Raw genomic sequence first — 14,251 nt, 5'->3', positions numbered from 1 at the left:
GACACGTTGAAACCCCCGTCATCTCTTGATTTCGAGGCAAATTGCTTGAGAAGCGCCGCGCGCTTCTGCAGAGAAAACCGTGTCACACTTTTTTGGAAACGCTCTGGTCCGTTCGCGCCTAGGGCGTGTCGGAAAACGCTAAGCCATTGCAACCGTTGAAAAACCTACCGCAATAATAGTCAGCCCGGCAGCCTGCGGTTGAATTTGCCTCAAGATCGCCAGCACGTTGCGCGCGGTCCGTTTGTATCCAGGGCGGTTCGCCACGTTGGAGCGCCTGGGCTATCGTTCCGGCTATTACGGCCGCACGCCCTGGAAGGGCTCGGCCTCAAAATTGTTTTCCACACACGCAACGCGAGGTGATGGAGAGCCATCGTGTCCTAGCCACGGGAGACCACATCGTGGCAAACTTCTTGTTAACCACATGCTCGGTGAAATTATCGGATTAACCTCAGATGCCACTATCGAGGTTATGTTCCGTACCTTAGCGTTCAATATGAGTTCAAGGGATGTGTGGATTCGGGGGTTATTTCGGGTCAATCCGGGATGCGGAAGCTTTGCTCACGCACATGGTAGCCGCAATTGCCCATCGTGGGCCGGATGAGCAAGGGAAATTCGTAGCACCCGATGCCGGGCTCGGGCATGCGCGGCTGTCGGTGATCGGCATCGGAGACGGCCAGCAACCGATGTCCGACGAGGCCGGCAATTTGACGATTGCGTTCAACGGCGAGATTTTCAACTACATAGAACTGCGCGAAGGGCTGATCGCCAAGGGCCGACACTTTCGGACGTCGAGCGACACAGAGGTCATCCTTCAGCTCTATGAGGAGATGGGCGAACACTGCTTGTCTCTCCTGAACGGTGATTTCGCCTTGGCGATATGGGACAATCGGCAGCGACGAATGGTGCTTGCACGAGACCGGATGGGTGTCCGGCCGCTCTTCTACACAAGTAAGGACGGGGTGCTTTACTTTGCCTCGGAGATCAAAGCTCTGTTGAAGGTCCCGGGCGTCTCCGCTGAAATTGATCCGATTGCGCTGGATCAGATCTTTACGCTGTGGGCGCCGATCGCTCCGCGCACGGCGTTCCGCAATATCCACGAGTTGGAACCGGCAAGTGTGATGATCGCGACGCAGGGGCAGGTCACGGTCAGACGGTACTGGCACCTGGACTATCCGCATCGTGATGAGCCGTCGAAGATCACGAACGAGGACCACGCGGCAGAGGAATTGCAAGCCCTTCTGACCGATGCGGTGAGGCTTCGCATGCGGGCCGACGTGCCGGTCGGTTCCTATCTTTCCGGAGGGCTCAATTCGTCGCTCGTTTCGGCGCTTGCCGCCGGCATGACTCCTCGGAGACTGGAGACATTTTCCGTAACCTTCGACAGCGCCGAGCATGACGAAAGCGCCTTTCAGACCGAAATGGCCTCGGCGCTCGGCACGCGCCACCACGCCATAGAATGCGGCGCCCGCGATATCGCCAGCGTCTTTCCTGACGTCATCCGCTTTGCCGAGCGGCCGATCATCCGCACGGCGCCAGCGCCACTCTACAAATTGTCCGCCCTGGTTCGCCAGGCCGGCCTGAAGGTGGTGCTGACGGGTGAAGGCGCCGACGAGGTCTTCGCCGGTTACGACGTCTTCAAGGAGGCGCGTGTCCGCCGGTTCTGCGGGCGGCAGCCCACATCGCGCATAAGGCCGCAGCTGTTCCGCCGGCTTTACCCGTATCTGCCGGGCCTGCAACAGCAATCGGTGGAGTATCTGGCTGCCTTCTTCGGCACCAGCAACGCTGCCCTCGACGATCCGCTGTTCTCGCATCGGCCACGCTTCAAGACCACGGCGGCGGCGAAAATCTTCTTTTCCGGCGACCTGCGCGCGACGTTGAAGGGTTATGACGCAGCTGAAGAGCTGACCAGCCGCCTACCCGAGGCGTTTTCCCTATGGCATCCGCTGCATCAGGCGCAATATCTCGAAACCCGCTTCCTCCTGCCCGGCTACATCCTCTCCAGCCAAGGCGATCGGATGGCCATGGCGCACGGCATCGAAGGGCGGTTTCCTTTCCTGGATCATCGCGTGGTAGAGTTCGCGGCAAGACTTCCGCCGGAGATGAAACTGAAAGGCTTGATGGAGAAGCACATATTGCGCAAGGTGGCCAGGCACCACCTTCCGGCGGCGATCGGTAAACGCACCAAGCAACCTTACCGCGCCCCGGAGGCCCGCTCCTTCGTCGGGGCGGAGGAACTAGACTATGTTCGTGACTGCCTGGGCGAGGCGAGCATTACCGCCGGCGGCCTGTTCAACGCCAAGGCGGTGGCCAAGCTCCACGAGAAATGCCGCATTGAGACCGCGACCGGATTTCGCGACAACGCCGCCTTCGTCGGCATTCTGTCGACGCAGCTGTGGCAGAAGAATTTCGCCGGCCAAGCGGCCGGCGCGGCAAGAGCGGCCTGAGACGGCGAGGAAAAGGAAAGACATGATGACGGCAATCAAGGACAGGGTCAGAAGCTTTATCGTCGACAACTTCCTGTTCGGCGACACCTCCTACAAACTGTCGGATTCAGCCTCGCTGATCGAGAACGACATTATCGACTCGACTGCGGTACTTGAGCTGGTGGCCTTCATCGAGGACAATTTCGGCATCGCGATGGTGGATGCCGACATCGTTCCGGCCAACCTGGACTCGCTTGACCGCATCTCGTCCTTCATCGAGGCGAGAGCACAAACGCTGGCAGCGTAAGCGCCAACGGCGAGGAACGTCCCGTGCGGATCGAGCATTTTCTGGTGGCGAAGGCTGCTGCCCACCCGGCCAAGACGGCATTGGTCACCAAGGGCAAAAGGCTGAGCTACGAAGAACTCGACGACCTTTCGAGCCGGCTGGCCACCGCTCTCTTCATGAATGGGATCAGGCGCGACGACCGCGTTCTGATCTTCATGGACAATTGCTGGGAGGCCGCCGTATCGATCTTTGCCGCACTCAAGGCAGGTGCGACCTTCAGTCCGATCAACCCCTCCACAAAGGCCGACAAGCTCGGTTACGTCATCGCCGATTGCGACGCCAGGGCGGTCCTGACGCAGGCGAAGCTGATGCCCGTGGTCACCGAAGCCTGCGCATCGCAAGGCAAGCCCGGCATCTTCGTGGCTTCCACCCCTGGGGCCGACGGGCAATGCCCGGCAGGGGCCGCGTCCCTGACTGACTGCCTGACGTTCGATGGCGCGGAGGTAAACCATCGCGGCATCGACGTCGACCTTGCGATGCTGATCTACACGTCAGGTTCGACCGGCCGGCCCAAGGGTGTGATGATGACGCATCGCAATTGCGACGCCGCCGCGGGGTCGATCGCCACCTATCTGCGCAACGCGCCGGACGACATCATCCTGAACGTCCTCCCGCTTGCCTTCGACTATGGCCTCTACCAGTTGCTGATGGCAGTCAGGCTCGGGGCCACGCTGGTGCTCGAGAAGTCCTTCGCCTTCCCGCACGAGATCTTCGAACGCATCCGCAAAGAGGGCGTCACCGGCCTTCCGCTGGTGCCTACCATGGCGGCGATGATCCTGCAGATGCGTGATCTGGCGCCGGGTTTCCTGCCCAGCCTCCGCTATATTTCCAACACCGCGGCCGCCTTGCCGCCAGCCCACATAGAACGCCTGCGCTCGCTGCTGCCCGGCGTCCGGATCTATTCGATGTATGGGCTGACCGAATGCAAGCGCTGCACCTATTTGCCACCCGAGGAACTTGACCGCCGGCCAGGGTCGGTCGGCATAGCCATCCCCAACACGGAAGCCTTTGTCGTCGACGACCTTGGACAACGCGTGCCGGCGGGCGTGGCAGGTGAGCTAGTCATCCGCGGTCCGCACGTGATGCAGGGCTATTGGCGCAACAAGGCCGCGACGGAACGAGCGCTCCGGCCGGGGCCTAACCCTTGGGAAAAGGTGCTCTATACGGGCGACCTGTTCCAGACCGACGAGGACGGCTTTCTCTATTTTGTCGGGCGTAAGGACGACATCATCAAGACGCGTGGCGAGAAGGTCGCCCCCAAGGAAGTGGAGGCCGTGCTCCACGCCCATCCAGGTATCGCGGAAGCGGTGGTCGTCGGCGTGCCGGATCCGGTGCTGGGGCATGCGATTGGCGCGCTCGTCGTGCGGTCCGATCCGGCGCTTGGCGGAAAGGACATCATTCGTCACTGCGCGCGCCACCTGGAGGATTTCATGGTCCCCAAAATCATAGAGTTCCGGAGCGAATTACCGAAGACGGAGTCGGGCAAGGTCAGCCGCCGGCTCGCGGCTGAGATGATGGAGGCCGAGCAATGAACATCGGCTCAACCCAGGATGCGCCGGCCTTCACGCAAGCCCTGGCCATCGATCCCGCCGCCGAAACGGACAGGATCGTGGCGGCCCTGCGCGAGCAGTTGCGCGGCATTCGCAAGCGCGGACTCGTGCTCGGTCTTTCGGGCGGTGTAGATTCCAGCGTTTCGGCTGCATTGGCCGCGCGGGCCGTCGGCCACCAGAATGTGCTGTGCGTCCTCATGCCGGAAAGCGATTCCGACCCCGAAAGCCTGCGGCTCGGCCATCTGGTCGCCGACACTTTCGGCGTCGAGGCCGTTGTGGAGGATATCGGGCCGACCCTGCGGGCAATGGGCTGCTATGAACGCCGCGACGCCTTCATCCGCGAATTGGTCCCGGACTATGGCAAGGGCTGGGCCTCGAAGATCGTGATCGCGAACGTGCTCGAAGGCGAGGGCTACAACATCTCGTCGCTGGTGGTGCAGGACCCGCAAGGCAAGCAGACGAAATTGCGGATGCCGGTGGCTGTCTATCTCGGCATCGTTGCCGCCACCAACATGAAGCAGCGCACCCGCAAGCAGCTCGAATATTATCATGCCGACCGGCTGAACTTCGCCGTGCTCGGCACACCGAACCGGCTGGAATACGACCAGGGGTTCTTCGTCAAGAACGGCGACGGCGCCGCCGACGTCAAGCCGATCGCGCATCTCTACAAGACGCAGGTCTATGCGCTAGCCGCCTATCTCGGCATTCCGGAAGAGGTCCGCAACCGGCCGCCGACCACCGACACCTACTCGCTGGCGCAGACGCAGGAAGAATTCTACTTCTCCCTGCCTTACGATCGGATGGATCTGTGTCTCTACGGCCTCAACAACGGCGTGTCCGCCGAGGTGGTAGGGCAAGCGGCGGGATTGACCGCCTCACAGATCGAACGCGTCTGGGCCGACATCGCCGCCAAGCGAAAGGCAACGCGCTATCTGCACCTGCGCCCGCAGCTCGTTGACGGCGTGGACGAAGTCGGCTCCTGACCTATGCATATCGAGCAAAAGTGATCCGGTCTTGCGATACGACATGCATGAAAGAAATACTAAGCTCTTGTCTTTACGCAATTCCGGACGGAAAGCCGCGCACCCTTTCCTGGAATTGCTGTAGGCGGAACGCTTCAGGTGAAGCGGCCGCCGATCAACTGGCTCCACTGCTCGCCCGCAAGCCCGTTCAGAAAGACCTGCGCGTTCTTCATGGCATCGAGAAGCTCGGGATCGCGTGAATGCACGACGGTCGAGGCGACCGGTATGAAGGCTATGCGTCTTACAAGCATGGCGTCCAGAAGCGCGGGCTGGACGCGGCCGCGCAAGCCGGAGACACCGCGCCGGGCGGCATGCTCGACCAGGCAATCGATCACCGGCCCGGCCTGGCCGGGAAGAGCGAGGACCTGCAGCACGCGGCCGATCCCGTCCGGTCGCGCGTAATAGGCGAAAGCGCCGACATTGGCGCCGTTCGGCGATGCCACCGACACGTAGACAAGCTCTCCGAAATCCGGCTTTTGCGCCGCATCGCCCAGAATATGGTTGAGCTGACCTTCCGCCCACTGCGGACGTAGCGGAAATTGGGCGCAAAGCGGCTCCAGCAGCCCCGCAAAGCTGCCGCTGTCGATCTCGGAGGCCCGAAATGCCCCCCGGCTCGATGCGTTGGCGACGACGCCGGTCCAGCGTCGTTGACTGCCCTTCATTTTGCGAAGGTAGAGCCGGTCGACGATCCGGGCGAGCGGGTTGAACATCCAGGCAAGCTTCATGTGATTGGCAAAAAGGCTGAGCATGAAGGTCGCCGGCCGCATCACGCGAACCCAGTCAAGGCTGTATTGCGGCAGCACAACGCCGCGAAGCCGCGTCCACAGTTTCACGGACGTATCATTGGCGGTTTCGCTGAAGGAGATGTCCTGCGGACCATCGAGGAAGGCCTTCAACAGGCGGGCACCGGCCATCGGATCGGTCTCGTGATCCTCGACCATCAGCGAGCTGCAGATGGCAGCGTAGAGCTGCCGGCCGTTGAATTTCATTGGCAGCGCATGAACGCCGACGAACCCGGAAACCTGGCCGGCGTCATTGACATGGACAAGCGAACGGAGCCCGCTGCCCCAGTCGGGTGCGTCCAGATAAAACCGCCTCATGTAATCGACGAGGGAGGCCGGCGCTGGCCCCCGCTTCTTGCGCAGCATGCGTTGAAACATGCCCGCGACGGCCGCAAGGTCGGCCTGATCGAGGGCGCGGACGACGCTCACGCCGGGCTCCCGGTTCCGGGAACCCGGCCACCATGTTTGCGCGCCATGGCGACACGGGGCTGGCCGTCGGCCGTCACGGCAAAGGTTGGGGTTTCGTAGGATTTCGTTCTCGATAAAAGGGTTGCTATCTGCCGATCTTGACCTTCGCCGAACTCAAATAGCAGCCATCCGCCTGGCTTGAGGAAAGCTGCGGCATCCCGGACCAGCCTTTGGAGGATCGAAATACCGTAAGGGCCGCCGTCGAAAGCTTCCCGAGGTTCGTTCTCCAACAGATGCGCGCTTTCGCTATCGAGACGGGATGAGGAAATATAGGGCGGGTTGCACACAACCATGTCGGCAGCGCCGCGGAGGCCGTCACCCTCGATCGCGGCAAATAGGTCGCCTTGCCGGACCTTGATCCTGTCCTGCAGGGCGAGGCGCACAACATTGCGGCGGGCAAGCGAAACCGTGCTGTCGGTCAGGTCCGCCGCCCATGCCCGAGCCCGAGGACATTCGCTGACGATGCCCACGGCAAGATTGCCGCTGCCGCAGCACATGTCGATCAGGATCGTTTCGTGCGCCTGTTCGCCAAGAATGGCCGCGGCCGTCCGGCCAAGCAGTTCCGTTTCGGCTCGCGGCACCAGGACGTCAGGCGCGAGTTCCAGCTCAACCCGCATGAAGCGGTGCAATCGCGGCCAATTGCGATCGTTTGCACGGCCGGCAGGAAGGCTGTGATGCTGCGGCAAGGAAAATCCCTATCCTGAGGATAAAACGCGGGTTCCCTGTTGTTACCAACTCCGGGTAAATTGATGTTAAAGATCATGATTGGATTGGGAGTAACCGGCCTATGTTGGCGGCGTCCTGTCCCATCAATGGCGAATTCCTGTGCCGCCGCAAGCCGATCCATGCGCTAATTCAGAGCAACGCCTCGTACCGGTCTCCGATCTTTTCAATTTCGAAATCCGCCGCCCTGCTTTTCAGGATCGCGGCGGTTGTCGGCTGGTCGAGCATTCCGGCCATCGCCACTGCCAGGGCCGCGGCATCGCCGACCGGCACCAGGGCGCCGAAGCGGCCGTCATCAAGTATTTCGCGCGGGCCGTGCGGCGCGTCCGTGGAGACCACCGGAATCCCCGCTGCCATGGCCTCGACCAGAACATTGCCGAAGCCCTCGCTGGTCGATGATAGGACGAACAAGTCAGCTACCGCGTAGCACGCCGCCGGATCATTGACATAGCCCGCAAACAGAACGTCTGCGCCGATACCGGATTCTTCGGCATAGGCGCGCAGCTCGTCGGCCAGCGGACCCTCGCCGAAGATGACAAGCCGAGCCCGGCGGCCGGCGCGCAGCATAGCGAAGGCCCGCAGCAACGTCCAATGATCCTTAACCGGCACCAGGCGTCCGGCGGTGATGATGACGGGGCCGTCGCCCAGCGCCGCGAGCTCTGCCTGCCAGGCGTAGGAGCGTTGCTGGGATGCCGCAACCGGCGGCAGCGGGTTGTTGATGACCACGACCTTGGATTTCGGGAAGCCTCGGGCCACAAGATCGCCGCCGACACCCTCAGAAACCGCGATGGCCCTGGTGGCGCGGGCCGCAACCAGGGCCGAAAGCCAGACCGCCATTTTCGCGCCAAGGCTGCCGGAAGGCAGTGAGGCGGCGGCGTGGAAACTCGGGAAGAACCGCGCCCTGCTTCGCGCGAGGGAAAGCGCCAGCGCCACGACCAGATTGGCGAATTCCGGGGCGCTGTAGATCGCGTCGGGAGAAAGGCGGCCAAGCAGGCCCGCGCTTCTCACGATACCTTTCAGTGTCGCCCACTTGCCATAACCCTCGCCGCGAATGAGGAGGCCGAAATCGACCAGATGTACGGCAGGCGAAAGCAGGGCGGCATTGGGCCCCTGCGCGTTCCAGGTAAAAAGCGTGACGTTGTGGCCGCGCGATGCCAGTTCATTCGCCATCAGGACGAATACACGCTCGGCGCCACCGCCCCTGAGGCTGGCAATGTGAAAGACAATCCGCTTCGCCATTTCAGGCGCGGCTGGCAATGACGTCCGGGCGGTTCGGCGGAAGACGCATGTCGCGCACGATACCCAGGGTAATGGCGAGCAACATGCCAAGGATCATGCCGCCAATTGCCCCCAGGCCGATCATCACGACGGTGCGCGGGGGCCATGAACGGCCCTTTGGCGGCACTGCGGTGGAAATCACCTGCACATTGGTGCTGTCGATCTGTTCGCGCTCGGTTATCTGGCGTGCCCGCGACAGGAAGCTCTCATAGATAGCCGTCTTCGACGCGGCGTCACGTTCAAGCTCACGCAAGGCGACCTCGGAATCGCTATCCGAGAACACGTTGCCCTTCAAGTCATTCATCTTGGCATTGAGGGAGGCCGACGAGGTTTTGGCGGCATCGAGATTGACCTTCGCCAGGCGCAGGGTGCGCGCGTATTCGGCGCTGAGTTGCGCGCTGACCGTGTTGTACTCCGTCTTCAGCCTGACGATCGACGGATGACGGGGGCCAAAGGTCATCGACTGCGAATCGATCTGCTGGCGCAGGCCGTTGGCCGTTGAGCGCAGCGCCACAAGCGCCTCCGACGTGGCGGGACCGGAATTGGTGCCGTTTGCGCCGGCGGCAAGCAGGGCGTCGTAACTTGCCTGCGCGGCGATGACGCGCGATTGCGTCTCCACGATCTGGCCGTTGAGCTGGGTCATGGTTTGCGAGGAAACAAGCTGCCCATTGCTGGTGGCCAGATTGTGGCTGCGCCTATAGGCCTCGACCTTCTCTTCGGCCGCCTGCACATCGCTCTTGAGCTGGCCCAGCCGCCCGTCCAGCGCGGCCGCGGCACGGCTGGCGCCGGAAGCCTCGGCGCTGGCCAGCTCTTCCTGGAAAGTCTTGACGATATCCTGCGAAATCAGGATCGCCTTAGCGGGGGTTTCCGCCGATACCATCAAGGTCGTGACAAACGACTTTTCATCCGCGATGCTGCTAACCCGTTCCGCCAGGTTCTTCAGGGCGGTAAGCTTTGGATCGGGTTTGGCGCCGTCCGTCCCTGTGCGGCTTCGGTCCGCGTCGAAGAACTCAGGGTCACTGGCCAGGTCAAGATCGTCTACAACACGTGAAAGCACGCTGCCCGAGGTCAAGATGCGCTCTTTGCTGCGCGCGCTGAGCAGCTGTCCATCGACCTGGGCCGATTGCGGGTAAAGATCGTTCGGAACAACCTGAAGATTGGCGGGATTGATGAGGATGTCCGTGGTCACGGTGTAGCGCTGCTTGCTCAGCAGAGCGTAGGCACCGCCGATGATCCCGCCGGCGATTGCCAGCAGGCATACCAGAGCAAGGCCGGCGCGCAGCCAGACAAACAGACGCCCGAAATCGAGTTCGAGAAAGGTTCCGATCTTGTTGAGCGTCACCGTCGTGACGGGCTCGGCTACAGGCGGCGCCACGGGTGCAGGCGACACAGGGGCCGACGTTACAGGGGCCGACGTTACAGCGGGTGCCGCCGCATGTGCCACGATCGGCGCGGTTTGTTGCGGCTTTGGCCTGCTGGCGCGCCGCGCATTTTCGATCCGTTCATAGGGGCTAATGCCGGCGGCGGCCGCGGTTGGAGGAGGACCGGAAGCGGCGGACATCATGCTAACCCTTTAATATTCAATACGCACAGCCTGCTTTACGGAAACATCGTTAACATTTCATTTTCCAGGCGTGTCAGGCGCGTTCCGGAACAGCGATCTATCCACCCTTCGTCGGTATTCTGCCACGCCCGTCGTAGCCTGGCAAAGCGTGCAGGCGTTTCAAATGGAAATACAAGAGGTCGTTGCGAGGGCACCCACAAGGAACGGGCTTTGGCGTCATGTCGATGTTGATGCTGGTTGGCCTTGAAGGGGCGTGCCGGTTTGGCGCCCATCCGGCTTTCGATAAGCGAGCAACAAGATGACGAGCAGCATGATATCCGGCGCCTTCGAAGAAAGGGCATTGTTTGACAATGCCGCGAGAATGGACGCGGCCGCTGCGATATGGGCGGCCCGAGGCGTATTGCGCAGGAGCTTGAAAAGGAACCGGAAGAAAGCAAAGGCGAAGAGCAGGGCGATCGGCAGGCCGAACAAAAGCGTAAGAACGACCGGCGTGCTTTCGATGAAGGGGAGGTTGAGCTTTTCGTTGACGATCTTCAACAACTCGTTGGGATTCATGCCAAGCAGGATGTCCCTCCATTCAACAAACTTGAATACATCGTAGATCTTGACGCGCGCGTCGTAATTTTGATCAAAGAGCGTGTTGCTGAAGCGGTTCAGCAGCCCCGCCGAAAAGAGTATCGCAATCATTATGGCGCCACCGGCCAGCGTCAGCATCAGCACCAGGAGTTTGGCCTGGCGTTGATGTCTGGGTGACAAGTCCGGCCAAGGCAGGAACACGAGCAGGAACAGGATCTCGCCGCAAGCGAGCAGCAGGGCGGTGCGCGCGCCCGAAGCGGCCGTGCCGATGAAGAGAATGAAGATGCAAAGCGCACACACCCAGATGCGCCACCGCGTCAATGCAACGAAACCTATGGCGGTGGTGCAAAGCGCGCCCAGCGCCAGCGGATGGGCCGACAGTCCGATCGGCCGAAAGTCCAGCTCAACGAGGGGATAGGGCAGGAATCGATGCTGGGTGACGGCCTCGATCGTTCCGATGATGGCGCTGAGGACAATCATGCCGACGATGACATTGCCAAGCGCCCTGCGCACATGGTCACCCAGGGCAAGCATGATCATCGCCGCGGCACAAGAGACCAGATAGGAATCGATTATGAAGCCGGCCGAGCCGGCACGGCCTATCACGAAGAGATAAGGCACCAGCCACAACAGCAGCAGCGAATATAACAATGTCGCCTTGAACAGCCTGACTTCATCGCCTTCGAGCCGAATTGGCCGGGTCGTGGCGATGACGACAAGCAGCAGAAAGATCGCATAGGTCCCGATATGCAGCTTTTCGGGAAACGACCCTCCCTCCGTCGAATAGGACATCACCATATTCATCAATTGCGGAGAGATGGTCGAGCGGAGCAGGAAAGCGAAGGCCGCGAGGAGAAAGAACAGGAGTGTGAGGGCGTCTTGGCGGCTGGCCTGCGCGGTCACGAACTGTTGCTCTGTGGGGGTGACACTCACGATTATCTGACCAGCGTTGCGGCTTGCGATTGAGATGGCAGGGGACGAACGCACCCCCGGGTACATTTTCCTGCACGAACGTAAAGGAATATGGATAACCCGATCTTAACAGTGGCGATGCCCGGCATGGGCCGCCACATGTCAGCTTTGTCGAAAAGCCGGACACCGCTCATTGAAATCTCACCAAAGTGCGCCGAGAGGGAACGAATGCACGCAATGCACTTGTTGCGCGACATGCATCGGCAGCCGAATTTACGCTATTCATGAAGTCGGTAACTCACACTTAATTGGCCGGTCGTATTGATGGCGATGCTTTGCACGGCGCCCGACGCGCTGCCTGTGGACGGCACAATGGCATCAGGCGCCGGCAAAGCGCAGGAGATCAAGGTGAAGAAATTCTATTCGATTCAGTATCTTCGCGCCTGCGCCGCCTTGCTGGTTCTGTTCGCACACGCCTTTTCCTATCAGATTGGCGTGGACAATCTGATTATTGTGACGGCGGGCCGCCTGGGCGTCGTTCTGTTCTTTGTCATCAGCGGTTTCATAATGGTCCATATTACGGGAGATGGTCCGTTTTCCGCTGCCACCTTCCTGAAACGCCGCGCAATCCGGATCATCCCCCTTTACTGGCTTTTCACCAGCCTCGCCGCGGTTCTGGCGGCGCTCGCGCCAAGTCTCTTCCAGAAGACCGTCTTTACATGGCCCCACTATCTTCAGTCGCTCCTCTTCATTGTTCACGAAGCGCCTGGACGGGATAGCGCGAGTCCAATTCTCTCACTCGGCTGGACGCTCAATTACGAGGTATTTTTCTATATCGCTTTTGCGGTGTTCGCATTCCTGTCCGTGACCTCGCGCGTATTTGTGCTGACGGTCTTTTTCATTGCGATGTGGATAGCCGGGCTGTGGCTGGCTCCCACCAACCCTGTTATCCAGTTCTATCTCAACCCTTCTCCGGTGGCATTCGTCATCGGCATGTGGATAGGGCGGCGCTATTTGGACGGTGATTTCACTTCCGACATACGCCATGCCTGGATATTCGGCGTAATGACCGCTGCAGGCGTGGTGCTTTCATTCGTCGATGACGGTACGCCGCTCTTGGGTCAGATCAGCTTCGCGGGACAAGCAATGTGGGCGGCGGGCCTGCTTCATCTCAGCCTCATTCTGGAGCCGAAACACAAGCACTGGAGCCTTCTCGAGCAGTTGGGCGACGCTTCCTACGCGCTTTATCTGTCGCATATCTTCGTGATCGGCGCTGTGGCGTACCTGGCCAGACGCACCGTCGGATACGAGCATCCGACAACGGTATTGTTGGTGTCGGTGGTCAGCATCGTGGCAGCCTGCCTCGTCAGTCTGGTGATTTACGAGATGATCGAGAAGCCGATTCTTCAGACCCTGAACGGCAAAAGGAAGACGAGAAACACACCGCTTCCTCATATTGCCACGGAGAACAAATAAGCAGGCCAAGCAACGGGACGGTCACGGCTTTCAGCGCTTCAGTCAGCCCGCGCTGTCCACGACCTCGACATTGCCGGCGCGGTTAAGCGTATGAATGCCCGTGCGTGCCCATGCCGGACCCGCGCCGATCGGCCGGGGCGAGGCAAAACGGACATCGGACGCGTCGAGTCGCTCAAGCCGCATCAGCCCCAGACCACCGCCATAGGCCCTCGATCCGTTCTGCACCGGCAGCACCAGGGCATCGTCGTGGCGGATAAAGGCGCCGCCCGGCCGGGTGGCCGAATGATCGACGGCAATGGGATTGAGCGGATGGGCGACCCATGGCCCGCGCAGCGAGGGTGCGCAATAGACCGCCATCGTGTCCGACGCGCTGCCGTAGCCGAACCGCTCCGTTCCAACCAGCCAGAAGCGACCGTCGGATTCGAGCAGCGTCGCGTCGTTGAAATCCCTGTCCGCCATCAGCACCGTGTCGCGGACCCAGCGGTCGGGAAACTGCGCGGCGCGATAGAGCACAAGTTCGCGAGCCGAACCACTTTCGGGGATCATGAAAATCTCGCCATCGTGTGCGAACACCTGCGGATAAGACAGGTGGTGCGCTTCCTCCAATACAACCCTTGGAACACCGAAAGTGCCATCGTCACCGAGCTCGGCGACGGAAATCACGCCGCGACTCGTCGCGTAGGGGAATTCCTCGACAAACAGATGATGGCGGCGGTCGGCCTCGAAGACGAACGGGTCGGCATAGAAGCGTTGGCCATCGTCCGGCAGGACTGTGAACGGTTTGCCGTCGAGTTGCCCGGTTTCGGCGATGCCTGGTCCGTCGATCACCCGATAGGCAACCTGCCAATAGAAGGGGCGTCGTCCCCGCCTGATTTTTTGCACGGCGCGATCGATCAAAGCCCTGCCGAAAAAGGGCACATAGTGTCGAACAAAACTGTCGTTCTTCAGGATCGGCACCGGGTTGTCGCTTACCGGCACAAGCTTGCCCGCAAAGAAGCGGGCGACGGTTTGCATGATCAGCGACATGGCGCCGGCGAGCAGGTCGTTGCAGCTTCGAGATAGCCAGAGCCTGTCTGCCAGCATCGGTCTAGCCTGGGCCACGACAACGCCATCGAGGCGAGCGCCAAGTTC

11 protein-coding genes are annotated in these 14,251 nt (G+C 61.0%); 5 read left to right on the top strand and 6 right to left on the bottom strand.

The features are described from left to right. Nucleotides 1–506 precede the first annotated feature (506 nt). From asnB to nadE, 4 genes are read left to right on the top strand one after another with little or no spacing between them, the layout of a single operon-like run. Nucleotides 507–2,444 carry an asparagine synthase (glutamine-hydrolyzing) gene (gene asnB / locus AC3EML_RS28465; protein WP_488505360.1) on the top strand — a complete coding sequence of 646 codons (1,938 nt, stop codon included), beginning with the start codon at nucleotides 507–509 and terminating at the stop codon, nucleotides 2,442–2,444. Between the two features lie 22 nt (nucleotides 2,445–2,466). Continuing rightward, a complete protein-coding gene (locus tag AC3EML_RS28460) occupies nucleotides 2,467–2,730 on the top strand; it encodes an acyl carrier protein (protein ID WP_023671787.1) in 264 nt (87 codons plus the stop codon). A gap of 23 nt (nucleotides 2,731–2,753) precedes the next feature. Then, complete coding sequence (locus AC3EML_RS28455) at nucleotides 2,754–4,301, top strand: class I adenylate-forming enzyme family protein (RefSeq protein WP_023683447.1); 1,548 nt, start codon at nucleotides 2,754–2,756, stop codon at nucleotides 4,299–4,301. After that, entirely contained in the window at nucleotides 4,298–5,302 is a 1,005-nt protein-coding gene (gene nadE, locus AC3EML_RS28450; RefSeq protein WP_023751291.1) for an NAD(+) synthase, read from the top strand. Before AC3EML_RS28455 ends, nadE begins: the two co-directional genes overlap by 4 nt. Nucleotides 5,303–5,436: 134 nt before the next feature. Here the strand turns inward: nadE and AC3EML_RS28445 are convergent, their stop codons facing one another. From AC3EML_RS28445 to AC3EML_RS28425, 5 genes are all read right to left on the bottom strand, one after another. Then, nucleotides 5,437–6,552 (bottom strand): hypothetical protein, encoded by a 1,116-nt coding sequence (locus tag AC3EML_RS28445; RefSeq protein ID WP_023671790.1) that lies wholly within the window; start codon nucleotides 6,550–6,552, stop codon nucleotides 5,437–5,439. Then, nucleotides 6,549–7,277, bottom strand: coding sequence for a N5-glutamine methyltransferase family protein (locus AC3EML_RS28440; RefSeq protein WP_023671791.1), 729 nt, complete (start codon nucleotides 7,275–7,277; stop codon nucleotides 6,549–6,551). The genes AC3EML_RS28445 and AC3EML_RS28440 overlap by 4 nt, the downstream gene beginning before the upstream one ends. Nucleotides 7,278–7,446: 169 nt before the next feature. Next, entirely contained in the window at nucleotides 7,447–8,553 is a 1,107-nt protein-coding gene (locus AC3EML_RS28435; RefSeq protein ID WP_352521387.1) for a glycosyltransferase, read from the bottom strand. A gap of 1 nt (nucleotide 8,554) precedes the next feature. Continuing rightward, nucleotides 8,555–10,153 carry a GumC family protein gene (locus AC3EML_RS28430; protein ID WP_352521386.1) on the bottom strand — a complete coding sequence of 533 codons (1,599 nt, stop codon included), beginning with the start codon at nucleotides 10,151–10,153 and terminating at the stop codon, nucleotides 8,555–8,557. A 219-nt stretch (nucleotides 10,154–10,372) separates the two neighbouring features. After that, entirely contained in the window at nucleotides 10,373–11,635 is a 1,263-nt protein-coding gene (locus tag AC3EML_RS28425) for a VpsF family polysaccharide biosynthesis protein (protein WP_352521385.1), read from the bottom strand. A 381-nt stretch (nucleotides 11,636–12,016) separates the two neighbouring features. Here AC3EML_RS28425 and AC3EML_RS28420 point away from each other — a divergent pair, with 381 nt between their 5' ends. Then, nucleotides 12,017–13,120, top strand: a complete 1,104-nt coding sequence (locus tag AC3EML_RS28420) for an acyltransferase family protein (RefSeq protein ID WP_352521384.1) — start codon at nucleotides 12,017–12,019, stop codon at nucleotides 13,118–13,120. Between the two features lie 42 nt (nucleotides 13,121–13,162). Here AC3EML_RS28420 and AC3EML_RS28415 read toward each other — a convergent pair whose 3' ends face one another. Further along, nucleotides 13,163–14,203: a glucosamine inositolphosphorylceramide transferase family protein gene (locus tag AC3EML_RS28415; protein WP_023686303.1), complete on the bottom strand. Its 1,041-nt coding sequence runs from the start codon at nucleotides 14,201–14,203 to the stop codon at nucleotides 13,163–13,165. Nucleotides 14,204–14,251 lie beyond the last annotated feature (48 nt).

This window comes from Mesorhizobium sp. P170090, assembly GCF_057786115.1.
Note: the sequence above shows the minus strand (reverse complement) of the source record. Positions and strands in the feature narration are given on the sequence as shown.